The organism is Photobacterium leiognathi, from assembly GCF_030685535.1.
GTDB classification, from domain to species: Bacteria; Pseudomonadota; Gammaproteobacteria; order Enterobacterales; family Vibrionaceae; genus Photobacterium; species Photobacterium leiognathi.
In genome coordinates this window covers 957,520-975,327 of sequence record NZ_CP131599.1, presented here as the reverse complement: position 1 = coordinate 975,327, position 17,808 = coordinate 957,520, and the positions used below count along the sequence as shown (strand labels likewise).

The window sequence follows — 17,808 nt, the reverse complement described above, 5'->3', positions numbered from 1 at the left end:
AGCCAGCATTAGATACTGACTCTCATAATTAACTAACAATGTCTATTTCACAGAACATATAAAGAATAAAGGAAGTTGTCACTTATTGGTGAGTAAGGTTACGAATATATTCTGCCTGTACTTCTTTAGTAAAAGCGTTTGGTCTAAGTGCTTGAACTTGAGTAATGACATCGTCAAGTTGCCACTGTTTCTCTAATAACAGGTGAGCGGCAAGTAATCCTGTTCGACCTGAGCCGCCCATACAATGTAGTGCGACCTTTTCACCATTATCCAATGCTTGGTGAAGTGCAGGGGAGATTGCATCCCAATGTGGCTGAAAACTTTCATCTGGTGCGCAATCATCTTCAATTGGGGTATTGAACCATTTAAGTCCGACTTGCTGAACAACTAGTGGTAAAAGACCAACGTTCTTTGCTTCCATTTCCTTCATGCTTAATGCAGTGACAACAATTGTGACACCTTGTGCTTTCAGTTGATCAATGCTTTCAATTAATGGCGTGCCCTTTGTTCCTGGACAAGGAGTGAGTACCAATCCTGCTGAATTATTGCTTATTGGTAATTCCCATGTTGGATGTGTCATGCGGTATTTCCTTATTGTCTTTTCTATTTCTAAACAGTTATACACTGCAATTATTACATATATGATTATTCATATGTATTGATTTAAAAATTGTCATTAATGTTTGACCTCAGGTTAACTTGAGGTTTTATCTTGTGTTGAGATTTACACACTTAATAAGGATCTTTTAATGAAAGCGATAGGTATTGTTTATTTCTCGAACACAGGTATCACGGAAGTTTTAGTCGATGCTTTTTGTAATGAGTTAGCATCAGAGCCTGTAGAGATGATTACGCATAAGATAATGGGAACAGAAATTATCGGAGGGCGATTTGTTAATAATGATTTGATGAAAAAACTACAGGACTGCCAAGCGATTATTTTTGCCTCTCCAACTTATATGGGATCTGTCGCGGCACAGTTCAAAGCCTTTGCTGATGCTACTAGTGATATATGGTCTGAACAGAAACTAGCGGGAAAAATTGCAGCAGGAATGACGTCTGGCGGTTCTGAAAATGGCGATCAATCTGAAACTCTAAGGTACTTCCAAATATTGGCATCACAGCATGGCATGATATGGATGGGGTTGGACATGCCATCGAATTATAATGAGCTAAAGGTAAATCGATTAGGTTGTCAGGCGGGTGTGATTGCTACCTCAAAAGAGGGGAAGCCTTTTGATGAAGATATTAATACAGCGAAATATTTAGCTCGCCGTATTTATCAGTTCATTAAGTAAGTTGGTTTATCTCAGTGCTTATCAAAAAAGTCTTTGTTACGTATGTATTTTTGCATGAAGTGATAGCTGAAAGGGCGCATTATCCAGCTAATAATTGAGCGTGATAGCCTGATAATTGTAGGGATGTTTTGATAAATTTTACCGTTGTGTAACCAGAGCATTTGACCAACATGCCAGTGCATAAATGGAATGGCAGGCAAAAAGGTCACGATATCTAAATCACAGCAAATTCGGTAGGTCTGGTGGTTAAGCGGGTAGTGTTTTTTAAAGCTCCAAAAGCCAGTGGCAGGTTGTCCAAAAGTAACCACACGTTTTATGGCTTGGGGGAAGTGTTGATAAAGATAATTTGCACTGAGCACTGCCATAGCACCACCAGAGGAGTGTCCGGTTAAACTAATATGTTTGCCGGATGCGATTAAAGGCGCAACAATGTGCTGGATTTGCTTAATAATATTGCTATTGGCGGCATGTTGGCGATAGTGAGGTAGCTGAGTGGCTTGAAATATATCAGCTTTTTGACTGTCGCTAAGATCAGGGTGGTATTGGTGAAAAGCGTAATTTCGATGGATGCTCTTTTGATTGATCAAATAATGATAACCCCAATGAACATAATACGGTTTGTTTGCAGTGATGACTTTTTTGGGAAAACAGGCAAGGTTTAGCAACCAGTCCCAGATATTTTGTGAGCCTTTAAATACCAAAACCACTTCATTACTTTCTCCCCATAAGATACGAATAATAGGTCGTCCCCAGCGATCGATGATTTCTTCTCTGCCTTCGGGTAAAAAACCGTATTGGGTATGATCAAAGTCGTCAGGATAGGCAAGGTGGCACAAAATCGCATATTGCTCGTATTGATAACGCTTTAGCTTTTTCATAATGCGCTTTGATTGGGGAAGTTAAGGTCAGGATAAACATGGTATTTATCAATCTAATGACAGTCATTGTGATAACTAAAATTAAATAAATAGTTGTAAGAATAGAAGCGCTGAAAGGAAATCGTCCAGCCTAAACAAAGCTGCCTAGGCCGGACTGAAATTAATGAGCACTCAGGAGACAGGCATGATTTGGGGGAAACAGCCAATCAATGTTCATTAATGCTACAAAGAGATTTGTAGACTTTGTCGAATGTTTAGCACAACTCACACTCTTAATAGCGCATGCGCTGTATTCATATCGACAGAATTATTTTTACGCTAAAATGAGGAAATTAAAAGAGAACAGTATAAGAAATAAGGTTTCCTCTTTATGAGTGGTCAGCGTTTAAAATTACAGTTCCAGCGGCTTTATAACCATTTCTCAGGCAAGACGACAGAAACGAACCTGCAAGATATCTCTGAAGTTTTATTTTGTACCCGACGTAATGTGCGTATGGTGATCAATAAAATGGTTGAGAAAGGGTGGATAGATTGGCAACCATCAGTAGGGCGTGGTAAGCAATCTCGCTTAGTATTTAATAGCACTGACAGTGAGTTACAGTTTATGCAAGCGCGCAAACTGGTAGCTGATGGTAAGCTAGAAAATGCCTTATCTGTACTCAATCATAACGCTGAAAAATTAGTACAGTTGATCCAAGAACAAATGGGGATTAGCCATGTTCATGGTCGCCAAATTGTGCGTTTACCTTATTACCGTAGCTTTGGGAATTTGAACCCACTTAAACCACTACGTCGCTCTGAACAGCATTTGATCCGCCAAATATTCAGTGGATTAACCCAATTTAATGAGGAAAAAGGGGAAGTAGAAGCTGATATTGCTCATGCGTGGGAGATGATCTCTAGTCGTCATTGGCGTTTTCATATTCGTCCTGCTATTCGTTTTCACGATGGTCGAATGTTAGAAAGTGAAGATATCATTAAAACTTTTCAGCAAGTAAAACAACAATCCTTGTTTAAACATATTGATTCGGTCATTTCTCCGTTTGCTAACACGATTGATTTTTACTTGAAACGTGATGATCACCATCTTCCTGAATTACTCACTAATATTAATGCGGTGATCCAACCAGCTGATGATCAAAAGCGCCCTGATGCTGATGTTTTTCCGATAGGCACTGGTCCTTATAAAGTGACCGTTAATGATAAGCAACGCTTAAAACTTGAAGCCTTTGATATGTACTTTGGTTTTCGTGCTTTGACTGATGTGGTTGAAATTTGGATTTTATCGGGGTTCTCAGCTTTTTATTTAAAGCCAGCATTAGAGTTAGAACAAAAGCAAAGTGTTTCTGTCTCTGAACGGTTGAGCTTAGATCAAGGTTGTAATTATTTGTTATTAAACCGTAATAAAGGTTTAGCTCAGCAACAAGTTTGGCTCGATTATTTTAAATCTCGTTTAAATAGCTTAAACCTGATGCGAGCGTTAGATCTTAATAAGGTCGTCGATTTCAAACTTATTAATGCCTATGGATTGTTGCCTGGCTGGATCTGTGATTGTCATTACACTGATGATGTACAAATACCAACAACCAAACGTGTAGTGACGCTGGCTTATCAGCAAGAGCATCCTATTTATCCTTACTTGGCAGAATTAATTGAAGGTATTTTGGCTAAAGATGGGATCAAGCTAAAAGTAATAGAAATGGCATCTTGCGAGATCATGATGGGTAAGCAAGCAGACAAGATTGATATGTGGCTCAATGGTATGAGTTTAGGCAGCAATCGAAGCGATGCCATCTTACCTTGGTTATATAATTTTGAGCATATAGAACGTGCTATGCCTGAAGCTGAGTTTGCACAGTTAGATGTGCAGGTTGATAATTGGCGGATGAATATTACCCAGACATTTCCATTAGAAAGTATTCAACATTTATTGGTGAATTCAGGCCAGGTATTACCCTTGTTTCATGCTTGGTTAGGGGTTGATGATAGTGGTCAGCTGGAAGGGATGGAGTCGAATAAATTAGGGTGGTTTGATTTCAAATCGGTATGGGTAAAACCAAGAACGCACTAATTAAAAAACAAAAAGGAAGTATAGTATTTACTTTACTTCCTTTTTTGTTATTCATCTTTGGGATTTTCTTCAAATTCAAGAATATCACCCGGTTGGCAATCTAATAACTCACAGAGTTTATCTAACGTTGAAAAGCGTACTGCTTTTGCTTTGCCATTTTTCAGAATTGATAAGTTAGCTTCTGTCATTTCCATAGCTTGAGCTAATGCTTTGAGTCGCATTTTCCGCTTTGCCATCATGACATCTAAGTTAATGCGTATTGTCATAGTTGGCTCTTAAATTGTGTAGTTTTGCTCATCAGCTAATTGATAACCTTCTTTCATTACCCAAGAGATAATTAAAACAATGAATCCTAATACGATAGTGAGGAAATCTAAGCCCACAAAGGTGAGCGTTATCATACGATGTCCCGGTGGATTATTAAATGTCAAAATCAATGACATGATTGGTTCGTACAAAAGACCACCACCTACCCAGTAAAAAATGCAATAACCTAACTTCTGGTAACTTTGTGCATTCTCTAGTGTAAAAATATTATTCTGCTCGTAGTTTTTAAACAGTTTAATAAGTACAGCTAATGCATACATGATTATTGTGCAATAAAGTAATGATGCAACCATTGCGAGTAATCGTGTGGTTAAGGTTAAAGGGACTTCTGTTAATTCATTAATGTCGAATGAAAGATTAAAGATTCCCGTATGGCTAATAAAATTGTATGGCGTGTTGGTGGTTAACCAGAAATAAATAACCATTAACGGTGTAAGTACTAAGAAAGTTTGGAAGAGTTTTCGTACTTTGCGGCTGTGTTTTTCAATGTTAGACATATTACCTCCTTTGTTGATGATGAGATAATATGTTTAAACTTAAATTTGAGCAATAAAAAATTATTGTTTTTCGATAATTTTTTATTGTTGATTGCGTTGGTATAACGCAGGGATTGGACTAGTTATACTAAGGTATTGATAAATAAAAGGAACAGCGAGCAAATGCAGCCAATGCTTGATCTACTCGCTGAAGATATGAGAGATATTTTAGTTACTTGCAGCATAACTTAAGTTCAAATGCTGCTGTGACTCCATAAATGCCACATGCAAGTTTATCAGCTGTATGCTTTCTTGCTGCCATTGTGGATCGGACTGATGTTGGCAAAATTCCACCATAGCGACAATGATGCGATCGAGCTTCTTTAAGCTCCAACGTTTTAGCTCTGCGCTGTAACTTTGCTCACAAACAATGGCTTGTAGCTTGGCATATGATAGTTGAATATAGCCAAAGGCTTGTTCGTTATAGCCTTGATGTTGATAGTATTTGGTTAAACGAAAACAAGCATCAAGCCAATAGGCAAGGGCTTCACTGCCAGTTTCTGTATCAAGTTCATCCATCATGCTTTGCGGTGTTTGTTGGATTACCGAGATTAAATCTGAAAAGTCATGGCTGTGATTGGGTTGGTACCAGCTTTTTATGGATTCTAACCAGCAGTGAAGTTCTGTCATGCGATTTTATCCTTTTGCAGTGCGGCTATTTCAGCTTCATCCCAGTTTGCAACAAAGTGATTGTCAGCCACTTGGCGATGTCCTGCGACCGATTTAAGACTGATGGCGCGGATCTTATCGGCACTTTGTGAATAGTCAGGCTCTGAATCAACTAATTTATTAAAGGGTAGATCAGGATCGGGCACAGCGGAAATCAATAACTTGGTATAAGGGTGTTGTGGGTTACGCAAAATAGAGCGAGTGTCTCCCCATTCCACAATACGACCACGGTACATGACTGCAGTTTCTTCAGCGATATAATGTGCGGTAGCTAAGTCGTGGGTGATATAGAGAAAACCAATGCCGATTTTCTCTTTCATCTCTTTCATTAGATTAAGCACACCTAAACGAATCGAGACATCTAGCATTGAGGTTGGCTCATCGGCTAGTATTATTTCAGCGCCAACACCAATGGCACGAGCGAGATTCACACGTTGGCGCTGACCACCACTGAGTTGGTGGGGGTATTTATCAAGATCTTCAATGGGTAACTCAACCAATTCCATTAGCTCATTCAAACGCTTTTCTATTGCGTCTTTACCCTTTACTTGCTTATGAATTAATAGTGGGCGAGTGAGGTGATGGCGAATAGTATGAGTAGGGTTTAACGATCCAAATGGGTCTTGGAATACCATTTGTACCTTACCACGATAATTTAAAATATCACGACGCTTATTGATGGTATCAACGTTCTCGCCTTTAAATAAAATTTCACCTTCAGTGACGCCATGGACTTTAGTGATCAGTTTAGCACAGGTACTTTTACCACAGCCTGATTCACCGACAAGGGCAAGGGTACGTCCTTTGTAAAGTTTAAAACTGATGCTATCAAGGGCGCGGAATATCTCGGTTGAACCAAAACCACCACTGGCAGTGAACTCTTTCACCACATTATTTAATTCAATAACTGGTTGTTCCATTATGATAATTCCTCTGCTGTGATGTGTACCTGTGGTGCTTCTTCATGAATATTCGGGAATGATGCCCATAGCTTTTGAGTGTATGGGTGCTGTGGATTGTTACGAATTTCACGGGCTTGGTTTACTTCTACAATCTTGCCGTGACGCATGACCGCAATGCGATCACAAAGTTGGCTCATTAGCGCAAGATCGTGGGTAATAAACAGTACAGAGAAATCAAACTCTTTACGTAACTGATAGATTTGCTGCAGGATTTCACGTTGAACAACCACATCTAATGCCGTGGTCGGTTCATCCATGATGATAAGTTTTGGATTTAAACATAAGGCAATGGCAATCACTAAACGTTGTCGCATGCCACCACTAAACTGGTGTGGGTACTCTGATAAACGTTCGCGGGGAATGTTGACTAAATCAAGCAATTTTTCTGCACGTTCTTTGGCTTGTTCATTAGTGTAGCCAAGGTGATGACGCATAACATCAGCAAACTGCTCTTGAATAGGAAGAACAGGGTTGAGTGAGTTCATGGCACTTTGGAATACCATGGCAATGTCTTTCCAGCGGATCACACCCATTTGCTGTTCAGTTAATGAGACAAGCTCTTTGCCATTGTATTTTATGCTGCCGTTAGTGATTAATGCGGGCGGCTTATGTAAACGGTTAATGGCGAAAGCGATGGTGCTTTTACCACAACCTGATTCGCCTGCCAGTCCGAAAATTTCACTTTTACCAATATCAAAACTCACTGATTTCACGGCTTTGAAATCACCATTATCGGTAATATAAGTGACCTCAAGATCACGGACTTTGAGTATTGGATCGGAATGAAACGCTTGTTCCATGGTGCTCTCCCTGCAAGATAATAAATCTACATGATAATGAAATTAATTATCATTAATATTTAGTGTAAGCTAAATGAGTGCAGGTTAGCTTGCAAAGGATCAGATCGAAGAAGGTGAGTTAGGTATCAAAAAAACATGTAATCACGTAAATAGGTTACTAACTTATACGTTTTAAACTGATTTCAATCTGTTGGGGGAATGCCTGTGTGACGTTAGGGGAAGAGGAACGTTATCATTCTGCGTCATTGTGGAAGATAACGTCGGCTTGTCTCTGTCTATTATAAGAAAAGCCGACGGTATTTAGTTACAGTGTCGCTTTCAATACCGTAATAAAGCGATCAATGTCTTCTTTAGTGATATTTAAGTGGGTGACAAAACGCATTGGGTTGCCAGCTGAGATCAAAATGTCTTGCTGTTTTAATTGTTCAACCAATGCTGTTTGATCGATAGATTCATCAACTTTTGCAAACAAAATATTGGTTTGTACATGAGCAAGGTTTACCGAAAAACCTTCAACATTATTGAACTGCTCTGCAAGGTATTTCGCATTAGTATGATCAGCAATTAAACGTGTTGTATTTTCAGTTAGGGCGATTTTACCAGCGGCAGCTAAAATGCCTGCCTGACGCATGCCACCACCTAACACTTTACGCCAGCGACGTGCACGGGCGATTAGTGCTTTATCACCAAGTAGTAAAGATCCCACTGGCGCACCCAGTCCTTTTGATAAACAGATAGTAAATGAATCGAAGTATTTAACGATTTCACAAATATCTATATTCAGTGCCGTTGCTGCGTTATAAATACGAGCGCCATCAAGATGAAGTTTTAAGCCGTGTTGGTCAACAAATTCACGTGCTTGCTGAATGTATTCTAGTGGTAGGACTTTGCCGTTAATGGTGTTTTCAAGGCTAAGTAGTTTGGTACGGGCAAAGTGAGGATCGATAGGTTTAATTGCTGCGCTAAGTTTGGCAAACGGTAAGGTACCATCTGGTTCATTTTCAATCGGCTGGGGTTGTATAGAGCCTAAAACGGCAGCGCCACCGCCTTCAAACTTATAGTTGTGTGCTTGTTGTCCGCATAAATATTCATCACCACGTTCGCAGTGAGCCATTAATGCAAGCAGGTTAGCTTGAGTGCCTGAACTACAAAACAGAGCCGCTTCAAAGCCATGGCGCTTTGCAGCATATTGTTCTAAATCGTTAACAGTTGGATCGTCACCATAAACATCGTCACCGACGGGAGCATTTGCCATTGCTTGACGCATAATGGTAGAAGGTTGGGTTACAGTATCTGAGCGAAAATCTATCATTTATTATTAGCTTCCAGTTGCGTTTTCTCTAATATATCACCGTGTAGTATTTGAGTTCTATAGTGGTTATATCCTGTTATTAAGCACTTGATAGCATTATGTTTAAAACGCTTTTCATTACTATTTTATTAATATTAAATTCTCATCAAACATATTGTGTAAACCATCTACACTTAAAAGGTCGGTTTTTGATTGTACTGTTGTTGAAGTGACTCAGAGTAGGCCACACTAGGAGGACGATGTGATGTTAGTGGAACAACGAGATTTTACCTTGTTAGGTAAAAAGAAGCGGCATGCTCATATTAGTGTGATCCCAACGGGAAAGTTACGCGTTAACATTCTGGAGGATAACGCAGAGCAAGAAGCTGAGTTCTCACAATTATGGTTTAGTAAAACCGGAACTAAAACATTATTAGTCTGCAGAGATGAATCAAAAGTCAATTGGCAGATAGATCTTAGCAACAAAGACGCGAAAGAGCTTGAACACCTTATTGAATCTGCGCAGGAAGATTATGAAATTTTAATGCGTGATTTATAACTATCTCAAATCTTGATGAATAGTTTGGTGGATAAATTTGATTTTGCGAAATGAGTGTGTTAACCCTGCCAGTAACTAGCAGGGTTTTTTTAATTGCGAGGCGAAGGTAAAATTAGACTTGCCTTTAAACCACCACGCTGGCTTCGGCTTAAGATTAAATCACCACGGTAACTGTGAGCCAATTCATTAACAATGTTAAGTCCAAGCCCTGTACCAGGAATGCTTTCATCTAAACGCACTCCACGTTTTAGTACTTGTTTGCATTTCTCTTCGGCAATGCCTATACCATCATCTTCAATGACAAGAGTTACTTCTTGTTTGTTGTTATTCGGTTCTTGGTAAACACGAATTAAAGAATTCGCCCATTTGTAGCTGTTCTCAATTAAGTTACCGATCATCTCATCAAGATCGCTACTTTCAACCGCAACCATTATATCGCTCTCAAGCTCATTTACTAAAATGATGTCACGATCGGCATACACTTTATCCATTGCCAATGAAATAGCATCTACACGGTTGGATACGGCGGTTTTAGTTGCCAAAATATTGACCGCACCAGCCATGCGAGCACGACCTAAATGGTAATCAATATGTTGCTGCAACTGCTCAAGTGCAGGTACTAATTTTGTTTGAGTTGGCGTATCAAGTAGTGCTACTTCATTGTTTAAAATTGCAATCGGTGTTTTAAGTGCGTGTGATAGATTACCTGAGTGGTTACGTGCTCTTAACAACAGCTCCTGATAGTGAAACAGTAGTGCATTCAAATCATCAATTACAGGTTGGATTTCAACAGGATACAGCCCAGTTAATTCAGTGGATTTACCTTCTCGCACTAGCTTTAAGTTACGACGTAGTTTACGCAGCGGCCATAGCGACCAACTTACTTGCAGTGTCGTTAACGCTAAAATACCTATCGCCATAATGGTTAAGATCAACCATAAGCCACGGGTTAACTGTTGCAGTGTTTTTAGTAAACGATCTTGGTTAACGGCAACAGAAAGCTCAACCGGATAATCACTGTCAGGTAATAAAAACTTACGCTTAACAACAATCAACGACTGTTTATTTGGACCTTGATAACCATCTTCAGTGTTACCTGAAATCGTCGTATCCCAAAGAGAGCGAGAACGAAGGTGTTGGTTATTCAGCTTTAACGACCAATATAAACCGCTATAAGGGGAGTTAAAGCGTGGATTAGAGAGTCGACCATCAAGATAAACTCGCCCGTGTGAGTCAATATCCACTAACGCTGTGATTTGATCCAAATAGATGTATAGCTGCGTTTTTTCTTGTTCGATGAGGTAGTTTTTTATAAAGCTCGGAACAAGATAGCCAGCCGTTAAAATAATCGCCATCAACCAAATTGCAGCAGCACTTAGCAGGCGATTACGAATACTCGGCTGACCTTTCTTTCGTTTATTAGCTAGCATTAATCCGGTATCCAAGACCACGAACAGTCTTAATGACATCGTTACCGATCTTACGACGAATACGGCCAATAAAGACTTCAATGGTATTTGAGTCGCGATCAAAATCTTGTTTATAGATATGCTCAACCAACTCAGTACGAGAAATCACTTTGTCAGTGTTGTGCATTAAATAAGACAATACTTTAAATTCAAGCGCAGTAAGATCGACTAACTGTCCTTGCCACGTCACCTTAGAGGTACGGGTATCAAGGCTTAAATCGCCAGCTTGAATAACAGGGGAAGCGTTACCAGTAGAACGACGAAGTTGGGCACGTACACGTGCAACTAATTCAACCATTTGAAAAGGTTTGGTAAGGTAATCATCAGCACCAGCGTTTAAGCCATCAACACGCTGAGTTAACTCATTACGGGCACTTAAAATAACCACAGGGCAGTTAACGTTTTCTTCCCTGATGCCTTTTAAAACTGTAATACCGTCTAATTTTGGTAAACCTAAATCGAGAACAATCGCATCCCAAGGTTCAGAAGTCGCGCGGTATAGCGCATCAATACCATCACTAGATAGCTCAGCTACCCAACCACTTTGTTCTAACCCAGCAATAATTTGTTCGCCAAGGGTTACTTCATCTTCTATAACAAGAATTTTCATTTTGGAGCCTTGATGACATTTTCTAAATGTCGTCCTTTTATCTGTAACATTTGCAAGGATTGAGCTTGATATTCAACTTTTATTATATTGTTTTCATTATCAATCAGTTTTAGTTCATAGATCCACTCACCATTATCTTCGTTGAGCTCTACTTTAATTATGCGTGCAGATAACTGTTGTGAAACTTTATGTTGAAGCGCTGAATAAGGCTTTATAAGCCCTTTTTCTACGGCTGTCATTACATCATCGTGGTGTTCATCGTCGCTAACACTAGGTGCAGCAATAGCTGCAAAGGTTAACGAACCGAGAAGTCCGATTATATATAAATATCTATGACGTATTTTCATATCTATAACTGTAACGTAGCAAGCATGAATGGAAAGTGAATGGAGGTTACTATGATAGCCTTGTAAATAGGTGTAAGTCGTTAAATATTTAAGCTTTTATTGTAAAACTATGATCCAGTTATAGCTGTCTAATTATCCAGCACTAGAAGTGTTGATGTTTTATTCAATTTCAGTGAATGGCTTGCTAGTTGGGCGTATTTGTCGCAAAATCTCGCGCCATAAAGAGTAATCGAAACAGGTAACGCACCATGGCTTCTAGCGCACACGCACTTCATATTTTGGTTAAACACAAAGAATTGGCTGACGACATTCTAGAGCAGCTAAAAAAAGGTGCAAAATTTCAAGATCTCGCTAAGAAACACTCAACGTGTCCATCAGGAAAGAAAGGCGGTGATTTAGGCGAATTTCGTAAAGGTGCTATGGTACCGCAATTTGATAAAGCGGTATTTTCTGGCAAAGCAATCAGCACTAGCCAAGCGTTAAAAATGAAGAACAACAACCTACGTGGTTTGATCCCAGAGCTGGTAAAAACCAAGTTTGGTTGGCATGTGATTAAAGTGCTATATGTATTGTAATTATTGAAAAATTAAAAATACAAAGAGAGCTATTTTAGCTCTCTTTGTTGTTTATAAAGTGCGATCCCGCCTTGGTGCTTGGTTAACTCATCGCCATATTGGTTGCCATTGCTAGCAATAACACTGAGAAGATTTTTTTGATCGTTGGCACAGGTAAGTGGTGAGTGGCTTTTGCACCTAATGGAGCAGTGAACCAAGAGGTACACACAATACCGAATAACGCTGGTAAATACACAAAGCCAGCGAAACCATCACTGATAGATAAATAGCTGCTACCAGAGGTGATATAACCAATAGAGCCAAACAGCGCGATCACAATGCCACACGCCGACGCACAGCCAATGGCCTTTTTCATATCAAGCGAGAAGAATGTCAATAAAGGCACTAACAGTGCACCGCCACCAATACCAATCATCGCAGACAAACCGCCCGTTATCGTAGTTAAAAAGGTAAGCACCACATTGTTTGGCATATTACGTGTTTTGGCGTTGTCCTTTTGGGTGCTGCTGTAGAACATCTTTAGTGCAATCAATGCCACACTTACAGCAAATACTATGCGTACCACATTGGCTGGTAATAAGGCGGCAAGAAAGCCACTGATCAGAGCGCCAAGGGCAACGCCCGTCATGATCCAAGGTGCTAAATCCCAAGGCACATTGCCGTTCTTATGGTGAGCAATCGCTGAAGAAGTCGAAGTAAACAGGATAGACGCTAACGAAGTGGCAATGGCAACAATCACCACCTGATCAGGCGGTAAAATCGCAAAGTGGAGTAAAATAATACTCAAGATAGGCACAATGACTAAGCCGCCACCAATGCCTAATAATCCCGCTAAAAAACCCACGCCACTACCAAGTAATGCGCAATATATTATTAACAATAATTCAGTCATTCCATTCACTTCTTCATCGTAATGTTAGTTAAGGTATTGAATAAAAATACATCCATTCAAAATTGGTTGAGCACTATAGCTTACAAATTTATAACAACTCAAACCTATTAACTTGAATTTTTCTCATGTTGAGTGTGAAGGAAATACGCTTTTATTGATCAAGCACCCTACGTATAACTGAATACAGACAGTACATCAGCATTCAACTCATTTCAGCTAAAAGGTAGAGGCCGCTATGACAAAGGATTTCACATTTACTATTAATAAGACGGGCCTTGATGAAAATTATCATCCCGCCAGCAACACACGTATTACTACCAATTTCGCTAACTTAGCGCGAGGGGAAAGCCGCCAACAGAATCTACGTAACGCATTAAACATGATCAATAACAGCTTTAATGCCTTGGCGAACTGGGATAACCCTAAAGGTGATCGCTATTCCGTTGAGCTTGAAATTGTCTCGGTAGATATCGACATTGAAGGGCAGGGGCAAACATTCCCATCCATCGAAGTATTAAAAACCCACATTGTTGATAATCAAACCAACCAGCGTATTGAAGGGATTGTCGGTAACAACTTTTCTTCTTATGTGCGTGATTACGATTTCAGCGTACTACTGCAAAACCATAATAAAGGTAAGCCACAGTTTAGTATTCCAGATAACTTTGGTGAGCTGCATGGCAAAATCTTCCAGAGCTTTGTTAATTCAGCTGTTTATAAAGAGAATTTTAAAAAGACACCCTTGATTTGTTTAAGCGTGTCAGACAACAAAACCTATTTCCGCACCGAAAATCAGCACCCAGTATTGGGCGTGGAATATAAACCCAATGAGTCGTCATTAACCGAGCAGTATTTCCAAAAAATGGGCTTGCAGGTGCGTTACTTCATGCTTGCAAACAGCGTTGCTCCTTTGGCGTTCTACTTCTTTGGTGACTTACTCAATGATTACACCAATCTTGAGCTGATCAGTACCATCAGCACCATGGAAACATTCCAAAAGATCTATCGACCAGAAATCTATAATGCAAACGCAGTGGCTGGAAAGTCCTATAAACCCAACTTAAAGAGCCCGGATCATTCACTGACCAAAATCGTGTATGACCGAGAAGAGCGCAGCAGGTTGGCGGGTGAACAAGGCAAATTTGCCGAGCAGCACTTCATCAAACCATACCAAACCGTGCTTGAGCAATGGTCAGCGAATTTCGTGACTAGCTAACATCAACATTGCTTTCATCATTTATATCAACATAGGACGTTAACTATCATGAAAACATTATTACCGACATCAACAGCAGGAAGTTTACCGAAACCAGATTGGCTTGCCGAGCCTGAAAAACTTTGGTCAGAGTGGAAACTAGAAGGGGATGCACTAGCGGCAGGTAAACAAGATGCGCTACGTTTATCACTGCAAAATCAACAACAAGCAGGGATTGATATTGTCAGTGACGGAGAACAAACTCGCCAACATTTTGTAACCACCTTTATTGAACACCTTAATGGCGTCGATTTTGAAACCCGAAAAACCGTTAAAATCCGTGATCGTTACGATGCCAGTGTACCTACTGTTGTTGGTCCTGTTTCTCGTCAAAAATCGGTGTTTGTTGAAGATGCAAAATACCTACGCCAGCAAACCAAACAACCTATCAAATGGGCATTGCCGGGGCCGATGACCATGGTTGATACCCTTTATGATGCGCATTACCAAAGTCGTGAAAAACTAGCATGGGAATTTGCCAAAATCCTTAATGAAGAAGCTAAAGAGCTAGAAGCGGCAGGTGTCGACATTATTCAATTTGATGAGCCAGCCTTTAATGTGTTCTTTGATGAAGTGAATGCATGGGGTATCGCTTGTTTAGAAAGAGCCATTGAAGGGCTGAAATGCGAAACCGCTGTTCACATTTGTTATGGCTATGGCATTAAAGCCAATACCGATTGGAAGAAAACCCTTGGCTCTGAATGGCGACAATACGAAGAAGCGTTCCCGAAACTACAACAATCGAACATCGATATTATCTCGCTTGAATGTCATAACTCCCATGTACCGATGGATTTACTCGAACTGATCCGTGGTAAAAAAGTTATGGTAGGGGCGATTGATGTTGCCAGTAATAAGATTGAAACACCCGAAGAAGTGGCTAACACTTTACGTAAAGCATTGAAATTCGTTGATGCAGATAAACTCTACCCATGTACCAACTGCGGCATGGCACCACTGGCACAAGATATCGCACAAGGTAAATTAGAAGCCTTAAGTGCAGGCGCTGAGATTATCAGGAAAGAGTTGTTGGGGTAGGGTAGTTAGAAGCTCTGCTTGGTGATCACAAATGAGTTAGCTGAATGGCTAACTCATTTGAGGGCAAAGCTTGTTAGGCAGTTTTTTATTGGGGGAAGTATTAGGAAAAGGTAAAAGTGTAACGTTATAACCTTGCTTACCTTGTCACGTAAATTTGAATACTACACCATGCTTTAAGAAACAATAGAGAGCCCAAAAGCAGTAACAAGCAAAAACAATTGGGAAAATTATGTCACTGAAATATAGCCATAAATTGTACGCTAAAACAAACTTTGATTTACAATCATACTCCAATTTGCTTCTTTTACGCTTAATATCCGCTGCTTCACCTGAAAGTGTACCGAGGTCTTCATTCACATGATGTTGGTCCTGTCTTTCATATTCATCGAAGATTTCTTGTTCAGAAAGTCCGATGACATCTCCACGAAGAGCTTTACTTTTATAGTTGATCCAACTAGGTAGCTCTTTTTTAACCACTTCAAAAGTGGAAAATACAGTGAACTTGAGAAGGAAATAGCCAAGAATGATTAATAGAAACCAGCCTGCAGTTTCTTTGCTTCCGGAAAGATCTAAACCAATAATTGCAATTTTTTCTGGTAATGCCGCTGTAATGGAAATGAACAATGCAATACCAGAAAGGGTTAATGTTTGAGTTTTTAACTTCTGGACTTCTTCACTAAGCTTTAACAACCTATTTCTCCGAAATTGACAAATTAACATAACGCTAAATTAGTATTCTGTTTTCTAGAATGGAATATCATCAAAGTCCATTGGCGCAGGTTGTTGTTGTAGCTGTCCCCAATTAGCCTGTTGAGGCTGAGGTTGGACTCGTTTTGACAAACATTTGCTACAACCTTTTGACGTATCTTTACCCATATATTGTTTATTTAGATAGGATCCACAACTACTGCATTCAGGAACTTTGAATAGCTCACTACCACAACCACCACAAAAACGGGTTTCGGCTATTGGGTACCCACATTTACATTGATAAATTAATTTGTCCCCACAGGAAGTACAGTGAATATCAATGCAGTTATCGATAAAGTTAGCCCCTTTATAGAAACCATTTGGTGACCATTGTGCATCTGGACATTTTAAATTAGAGCAAAGTGCTTTACTTGGTGTGTTAATTGCAAAATGCCCGGCACCAGAAATGCTTTTTAACTCTCTCAAAATGTCATTGACATTTTGATACCGATTACTTACTTCATACTCTAAAGCCTTATTTATTACATTTCTTAAAGCATAAGGAACTGAGAGTTCAGGCTTGTCCAGAGCCTTGGGCGTTGGTGTGCCTGTTAACAATTTACATAACGTCAGTCCCAAAGAGTAGATGTCTGTACGGTTATCGATGTTTTTCATATCGACGCTTTGTTCTGGAGACATGTATTCCACAGAACCTAAGTGGTCCCCAGTTCTTGTTGCTCTAGTAAATTTAGGGTTCCCTGAAGGGGCACATCCAATTGAGAAATCAATCAGGTAAGCGTGACCAGATGAAGACAGCATAATATTTGAGGGCTTTATGTCTCGATGAATAATTCCTTTTGCATGCACAAGTGATAATGCATCGAGGATTTGAGTTGCAATTGTGATGACCTGTCGTTGATCGATGACACCATTCTTTTGCACATAATCTTCTAAGTTTGTACCATCGATATACTCCATAACAATATATGGAACAGAATCGTATTCACATTTAACTTCACCGTGAGTAATCACATACGGAATCGCTGGATGCTGTACCTCTGCGAGTATGAATGCTTCTCTCTTAAACTTTTTCTTTAGTTCTTTGTTATTTCGATTAAATACGCTATCGAAAAACTTTACGGCAACAAATCTTTCTAAGGAGTTTTGCTTAGCTTTTTTGGTTTTACCAGAAAGTCCACTTCCAATATCCTCAAGAAGCTCAAAACCTTGTCGTTTTAGATGAATTGAATACTCGTCCAATATTTACCTCTTAGCTTAAAAATAATACTAATAGCTTATTAACAAACATTCTTACTCTTACATAAAAGAATGCCCATAAAACTAGATAATGATAATCAATTTAATTCATAAATATCATAAGCTTGATTGTATTATTTTGTTTCAAAGTGTTTATTTGAAATGTAGAAAGTAAGAAATGATCTTTAATCAGAAATGAGTTAAAACGATAAACTCACCGTGGCTCGTTATATAGCAATATCCTTAAATACGGATTTTAATTTTTTATCCTCTACCCCATGCTT

The 17,808-nt window shown here is 39.5% G+C and carries 20 protein-coding genes; 6 read left to right on the top strand and 14 right to left on the bottom strand.

The features are described from left to right. Positions 1-82: 82 nt before the first annotated feature. Entirely contained in the window at positions 83-580 is a 498-nt protein-coding gene (locus Q7674_RS04560) for a cyclin-dependent kinase inhibitor 3 family protein (protein ID WP_023935171.1), read from the bottom strand. A gap of 169 nt (positions 581-749) precedes the next feature. On the opposite strand from Q7674_RS04560, the gene Q7674_RS04555 reads away from it, so the two are divergent. Next, complete coding sequence (locus Q7674_RS04555) at positions 750-1,298, top strand: flavodoxin family protein (protein WP_008989469.1); 549 nt, start codon at positions 750-752, stop codon at positions 1,296-1,298. Between the two features lie 11 nt (positions 1,299-1,309). Here Q7674_RS04555 and Q7674_RS04550 read toward each other — a convergent pair whose 3' ends face one another. After that, positions 1,310-2,176 carry a lipase family protein gene (locus Q7674_RS04550; protein ID WP_045062295.1) on the bottom strand — a complete coding sequence of 289 codons (867 nt, stop codon included), beginning with the start codon at positions 2,174-2,176 and terminating at the stop codon, positions 1,310-1,312. Positions 2,177-2,546: 370 nt separating this feature from the next. Here Q7674_RS04550 and Q7674_RS04545 point away from each other — a divergent pair, with 370 nt between their 5' ends. After that, positions 2,547-4,247: an SgrR family transcriptional regulator gene (locus Q7674_RS04545; RefSeq protein ID WP_008989467.1), complete on the top strand. Its 1,701-nt coding sequence runs from the start codon at positions 2,547-2,549 to the stop codon at positions 4,245-4,247. A 47-nt stretch (positions 4,248-4,294) separates the two neighbouring features. On the opposite strand, the gene Q7674_RS04540 is transcribed toward Q7674_RS04545, so the two are convergent. The 6 genes from Q7674_RS04540 to ltaE all read right to left on the bottom strand — a co-directional run bounded on the left by Q7674_RS04540 (position 4,295) and on the right by ltaE (position 8,850). Further along, a complete protein-coding gene (locus Q7674_RS04540; protein ID WP_008989466.1) occupies positions 4,295-4,513 on the bottom strand; it encodes a helix-turn-helix domain-containing protein in 219 nt (72 codons plus the stop codon). 9 nt (positions 4,514-4,522) lie between these two features. Beyond that, on the bottom strand, positions 4,523-5,071 hold the full coding sequence (locus Q7674_RS04535; protein WP_023935167.1) for a DUF2975 domain-containing protein: 549 nt from the start codon (positions 5,069-5,071) through the stop codon (positions 4,523-4,525). A 207-nt stretch (positions 5,072-5,278) separates the two neighbouring features. Beyond that, positions 5,279-5,740, bottom strand: coding sequence for a DUF2753 family protein (locus Q7674_RS04530; RefSeq protein WP_023935166.1), 462 nt, complete (start codon positions 5,738-5,740; stop codon positions 5,279-5,281). Next, complete coding sequence (locus tag Q7674_RS04525; protein ID WP_045062296.1) at positions 5,737-6,699, bottom strand: ABC transporter ATP-binding protein; 963 nt, start codon at positions 6,697-6,699, stop codon at positions 5,737-5,739. Before Q7674_RS04525 ends, Q7674_RS04530 begins: the two co-directional genes overlap by 4 nt. Continuing rightward, positions 6,699-7,541: an ABC transporter ATP-binding protein gene (locus tag Q7674_RS04520; protein ID WP_045062297.1), complete on the bottom strand. Its 843-nt coding sequence runs from the start codon at positions 7,539-7,541 to the stop codon at positions 6,699-6,701. The genes Q7674_RS04525 and Q7674_RS04520 overlap by 1 nt, the downstream gene beginning before the upstream one ends. Positions 7,542-7,845: 304 nt before the next feature. Then, a complete protein-coding gene (ltaE, locus tag Q7674_RS04515; RefSeq protein ID WP_201798082.1) occupies positions 7,846-8,850 on the bottom strand; it encodes a low-specificity L-threonine aldolase in 1,005 nt (334 codons plus the stop codon). Positions 8,851-9,097: 247 nt separating this feature from the next. Here ltaE and Q7674_RS04510 point away from each other — a divergent pair, with 247 nt between their 5' ends. Continuing rightward, entirely contained in the window at positions 9,098-9,391 is a 294-nt protein-coding gene (locus tag Q7674_RS04510; protein WP_045062300.1) for a hypothetical protein, read from the top strand. Positions 9,392-9,480: 89 nt separating this feature from the next. On the opposite strand, the gene Q7674_RS04505 is transcribed toward Q7674_RS04510, so the two are convergent. Genes Q7674_RS04505 through Q7674_RS04495 form a run of 3 tightly spaced genes read right to left on the bottom strand, consistent with a single transcriptional unit; the run spans position 9,481 to position 11,817 of the window. Then, the gene (locus tag Q7674_RS04505) at positions 9,481-10,821 is read right to left on the bottom strand and encodes a sensor histidine kinase (RefSeq protein ID WP_045062302.1); all 1,341 of its coding nucleotides are present in this window, start codon (positions 10,819-10,821) and stop codon (positions 9,481-9,483) included. Beyond that, entirely contained in the window at positions 10,811-11,470 is a 660-nt protein-coding gene (locus Q7674_RS04500; RefSeq protein ID WP_045062304.1) for a response regulator transcription factor, read from the bottom strand. The genes Q7674_RS04505 and Q7674_RS04500 overlap by 11 nt, the downstream gene beginning before the upstream one ends. After that, positions 11,467-11,817 carry a PepSY domain-containing protein gene (locus tag Q7674_RS04495; RefSeq protein ID WP_023935159.1) on the bottom strand — a complete coding sequence of 117 codons (351 nt, stop codon included), beginning with the start codon at positions 11,815-11,817 and terminating at the stop codon, positions 11,467-11,469. The genes Q7674_RS04500 and Q7674_RS04495 overlap by 4 nt, the downstream gene beginning before the upstream one ends. Before the next feature lie 248 nt (positions 11,818-12,065). On the opposite strand from Q7674_RS04495, the gene Q7674_RS04490 reads away from it, so the two are divergent. After that, on the top strand, positions 12,066-12,392 hold the full coding sequence (locus Q7674_RS04490) for a peptidylprolyl isomerase (RefSeq protein WP_305421854.1): 327 nt from the start codon (positions 12,066-12,068) through the stop codon (positions 12,390-12,392). Positions 12,393-12,474: 82 nt separating this feature from the next. Here the strand turns inward: Q7674_RS04490 and Q7674_RS04485 are convergent, their stop codons facing one another. Further along, a complete protein-coding gene (locus Q7674_RS04485; protein WP_045062306.1) occupies positions 12,475-13,284 on the bottom strand; it encodes a sulfite exporter TauE/SafE family protein in 810 nt (269 codons plus the stop codon). Positions 13,285-13,519: 235 nt separating this feature from the next. On the opposite strand from Q7674_RS04485, the gene Q7674_RS04480 reads away from it, so the two are divergent. Next, entirely contained in the window at positions 13,520-14,500 is a 981-nt protein-coding gene (locus Q7674_RS04480; RefSeq protein ID WP_305421851.1) for a DUF1852 domain-containing protein, read from the top strand. Positions 14,501-14,548: 48 nt separating this feature from the next. Next, a complete protein-coding gene (locus Q7674_RS04475; RefSeq protein ID WP_045062309.1) occupies positions 14,549-15,577 on the top strand; it encodes a methionine synthase in 1,029 nt (342 codons plus the stop codon). Between the two features lie 144 nt (positions 15,578-15,721). Here Q7674_RS04475 and Q7674_RS04470 read toward each other — a convergent pair whose 3' ends face one another. After that, positions 15,722-16,267, bottom strand: coding sequence for a hypothetical protein (locus Q7674_RS04470; RefSeq protein WP_045062311.1), 546 nt, complete (start codon positions 16,265-16,267; stop codon positions 15,722-15,724). 54 nt (positions 16,268-16,321) lie between these two features. Next, the gene (locus tag Q7674_RS04465) at positions 16,322-17,527 is read right to left on the bottom strand and encodes a serine/threonine-protein kinase (RefSeq protein ID WP_237156702.1); all 1,206 of its coding nucleotides are present in this window, start codon (positions 17,525-17,527) and stop codon (positions 16,322-16,324) included. Positions 17,528-17,808 lie beyond the last annotated feature (281 nt).

Coding starts and splice junctions, on each gene's coding strand:
- Q7674_RS04495 (WP_023935159.1), bottom strand. CDS start 11,817: ATGAAAATACGTCATAGATATTTATATATAATCGGACTTCTCGGTTCG.
- Q7674_RS04535 (WP_023935167.1), bottom strand. CDS start 5,071: ATGTCTAACATTGAAAAACACAGCCGCAAAGTACGAAAACTCTTCCAA.
- Q7674_RS04540 (WP_008989466.1), bottom strand. CDS start 4,513: ATGACAATACGCATTAACTTAGATGTCATGATGGCAAAGCGGAAAATG.
- Q7674_RS04500 (WP_045062304.1), bottom strand. CDS start 11,470: ATGAAAATTCTTGTTATAGAAGATGAAGTAACCCTTGGCGAACAAATT.
- Q7674_RS04480 (WP_305421851.1), top strand. CDS start 13,520: ATGACAAAGGATTTCACATTTACTATTAATAAGACGGGCCTTGATGAA.
- Q7674_RS04530 (WP_023935166.1), bottom strand. CDS start 5,740: ATGACAGAACTTCACTGCTGGTTAGAATCCATAAAAAGCTGGTACCAA.
- Q7674_RS04475 (WP_045062309.1), top strand. CDS start 14,549: ATGAAAACATTATTACCGACATCAACAGCAGGAAGTTTACCGAAACCA.
- Q7674_RS04485 (WP_045062306.1), bottom strand. CDS start 13,284: ATGACTGAATTATTGTTAATAATATATTGCGCATTACTTGGTAGTGGC.
- Q7674_RS04505 (WP_045062302.1), bottom strand. CDS start 10,821: ATGCTAGCTAATAAACGAAAGAAAGGTCAGCCGAGTATTCGTAATCGC.
- Q7674_RS04545 (WP_008989467.1), top strand. CDS start 2,547: ATGAGTGGTCAGCGTTTAAAATTACAGTTCCAGCGGCTTTATAACCAT.
- Q7674_RS04525 (WP_045062296.1), bottom strand. CDS start 6,699: ATGGAACAACCAGTTATTGAATTAAATAATGTGGTGAAAGAGTTCACT.
- Q7674_RS04550 (WP_045062295.1), bottom strand. CDS start 2,176: ATGAAAAAGCTAAAGCGTTATCAATACGAGCAATATGCGATTTTGTGC.
- Q7674_RS04560 (WP_023935171.1), bottom strand. CDS start 580: ATGACACATCCAACATGGGAATTACCAATAAGCAATAATTCAGCAGGA.
- Q7674_RS04520 (WP_045062297.1), bottom strand. CDS start 7,541: ATGGAACAAGCGTTTCATTCCGATCCAATACTCAAAGTCCGTGATCTT.
- Q7674_RS04510 (WP_045062300.1), top strand. CDS start 9,098: ATGTTAGTGGAACAACGAGATTTTACCTTGTTAGGTAAAAAGAAGCGG.
- Q7674_RS04490 (WP_305421854.1), top strand. CDS start 12,066: ATGGCTTCTAGCGCACACGCACTTCATATTTTGGTTAAACACAAAGAA.
- Q7674_RS04555 (WP_008989469.1), top strand. CDS start 750: ATGAAAGCGATAGGTATTGTTTATTTCTCGAACACAGGTATCACGGAA.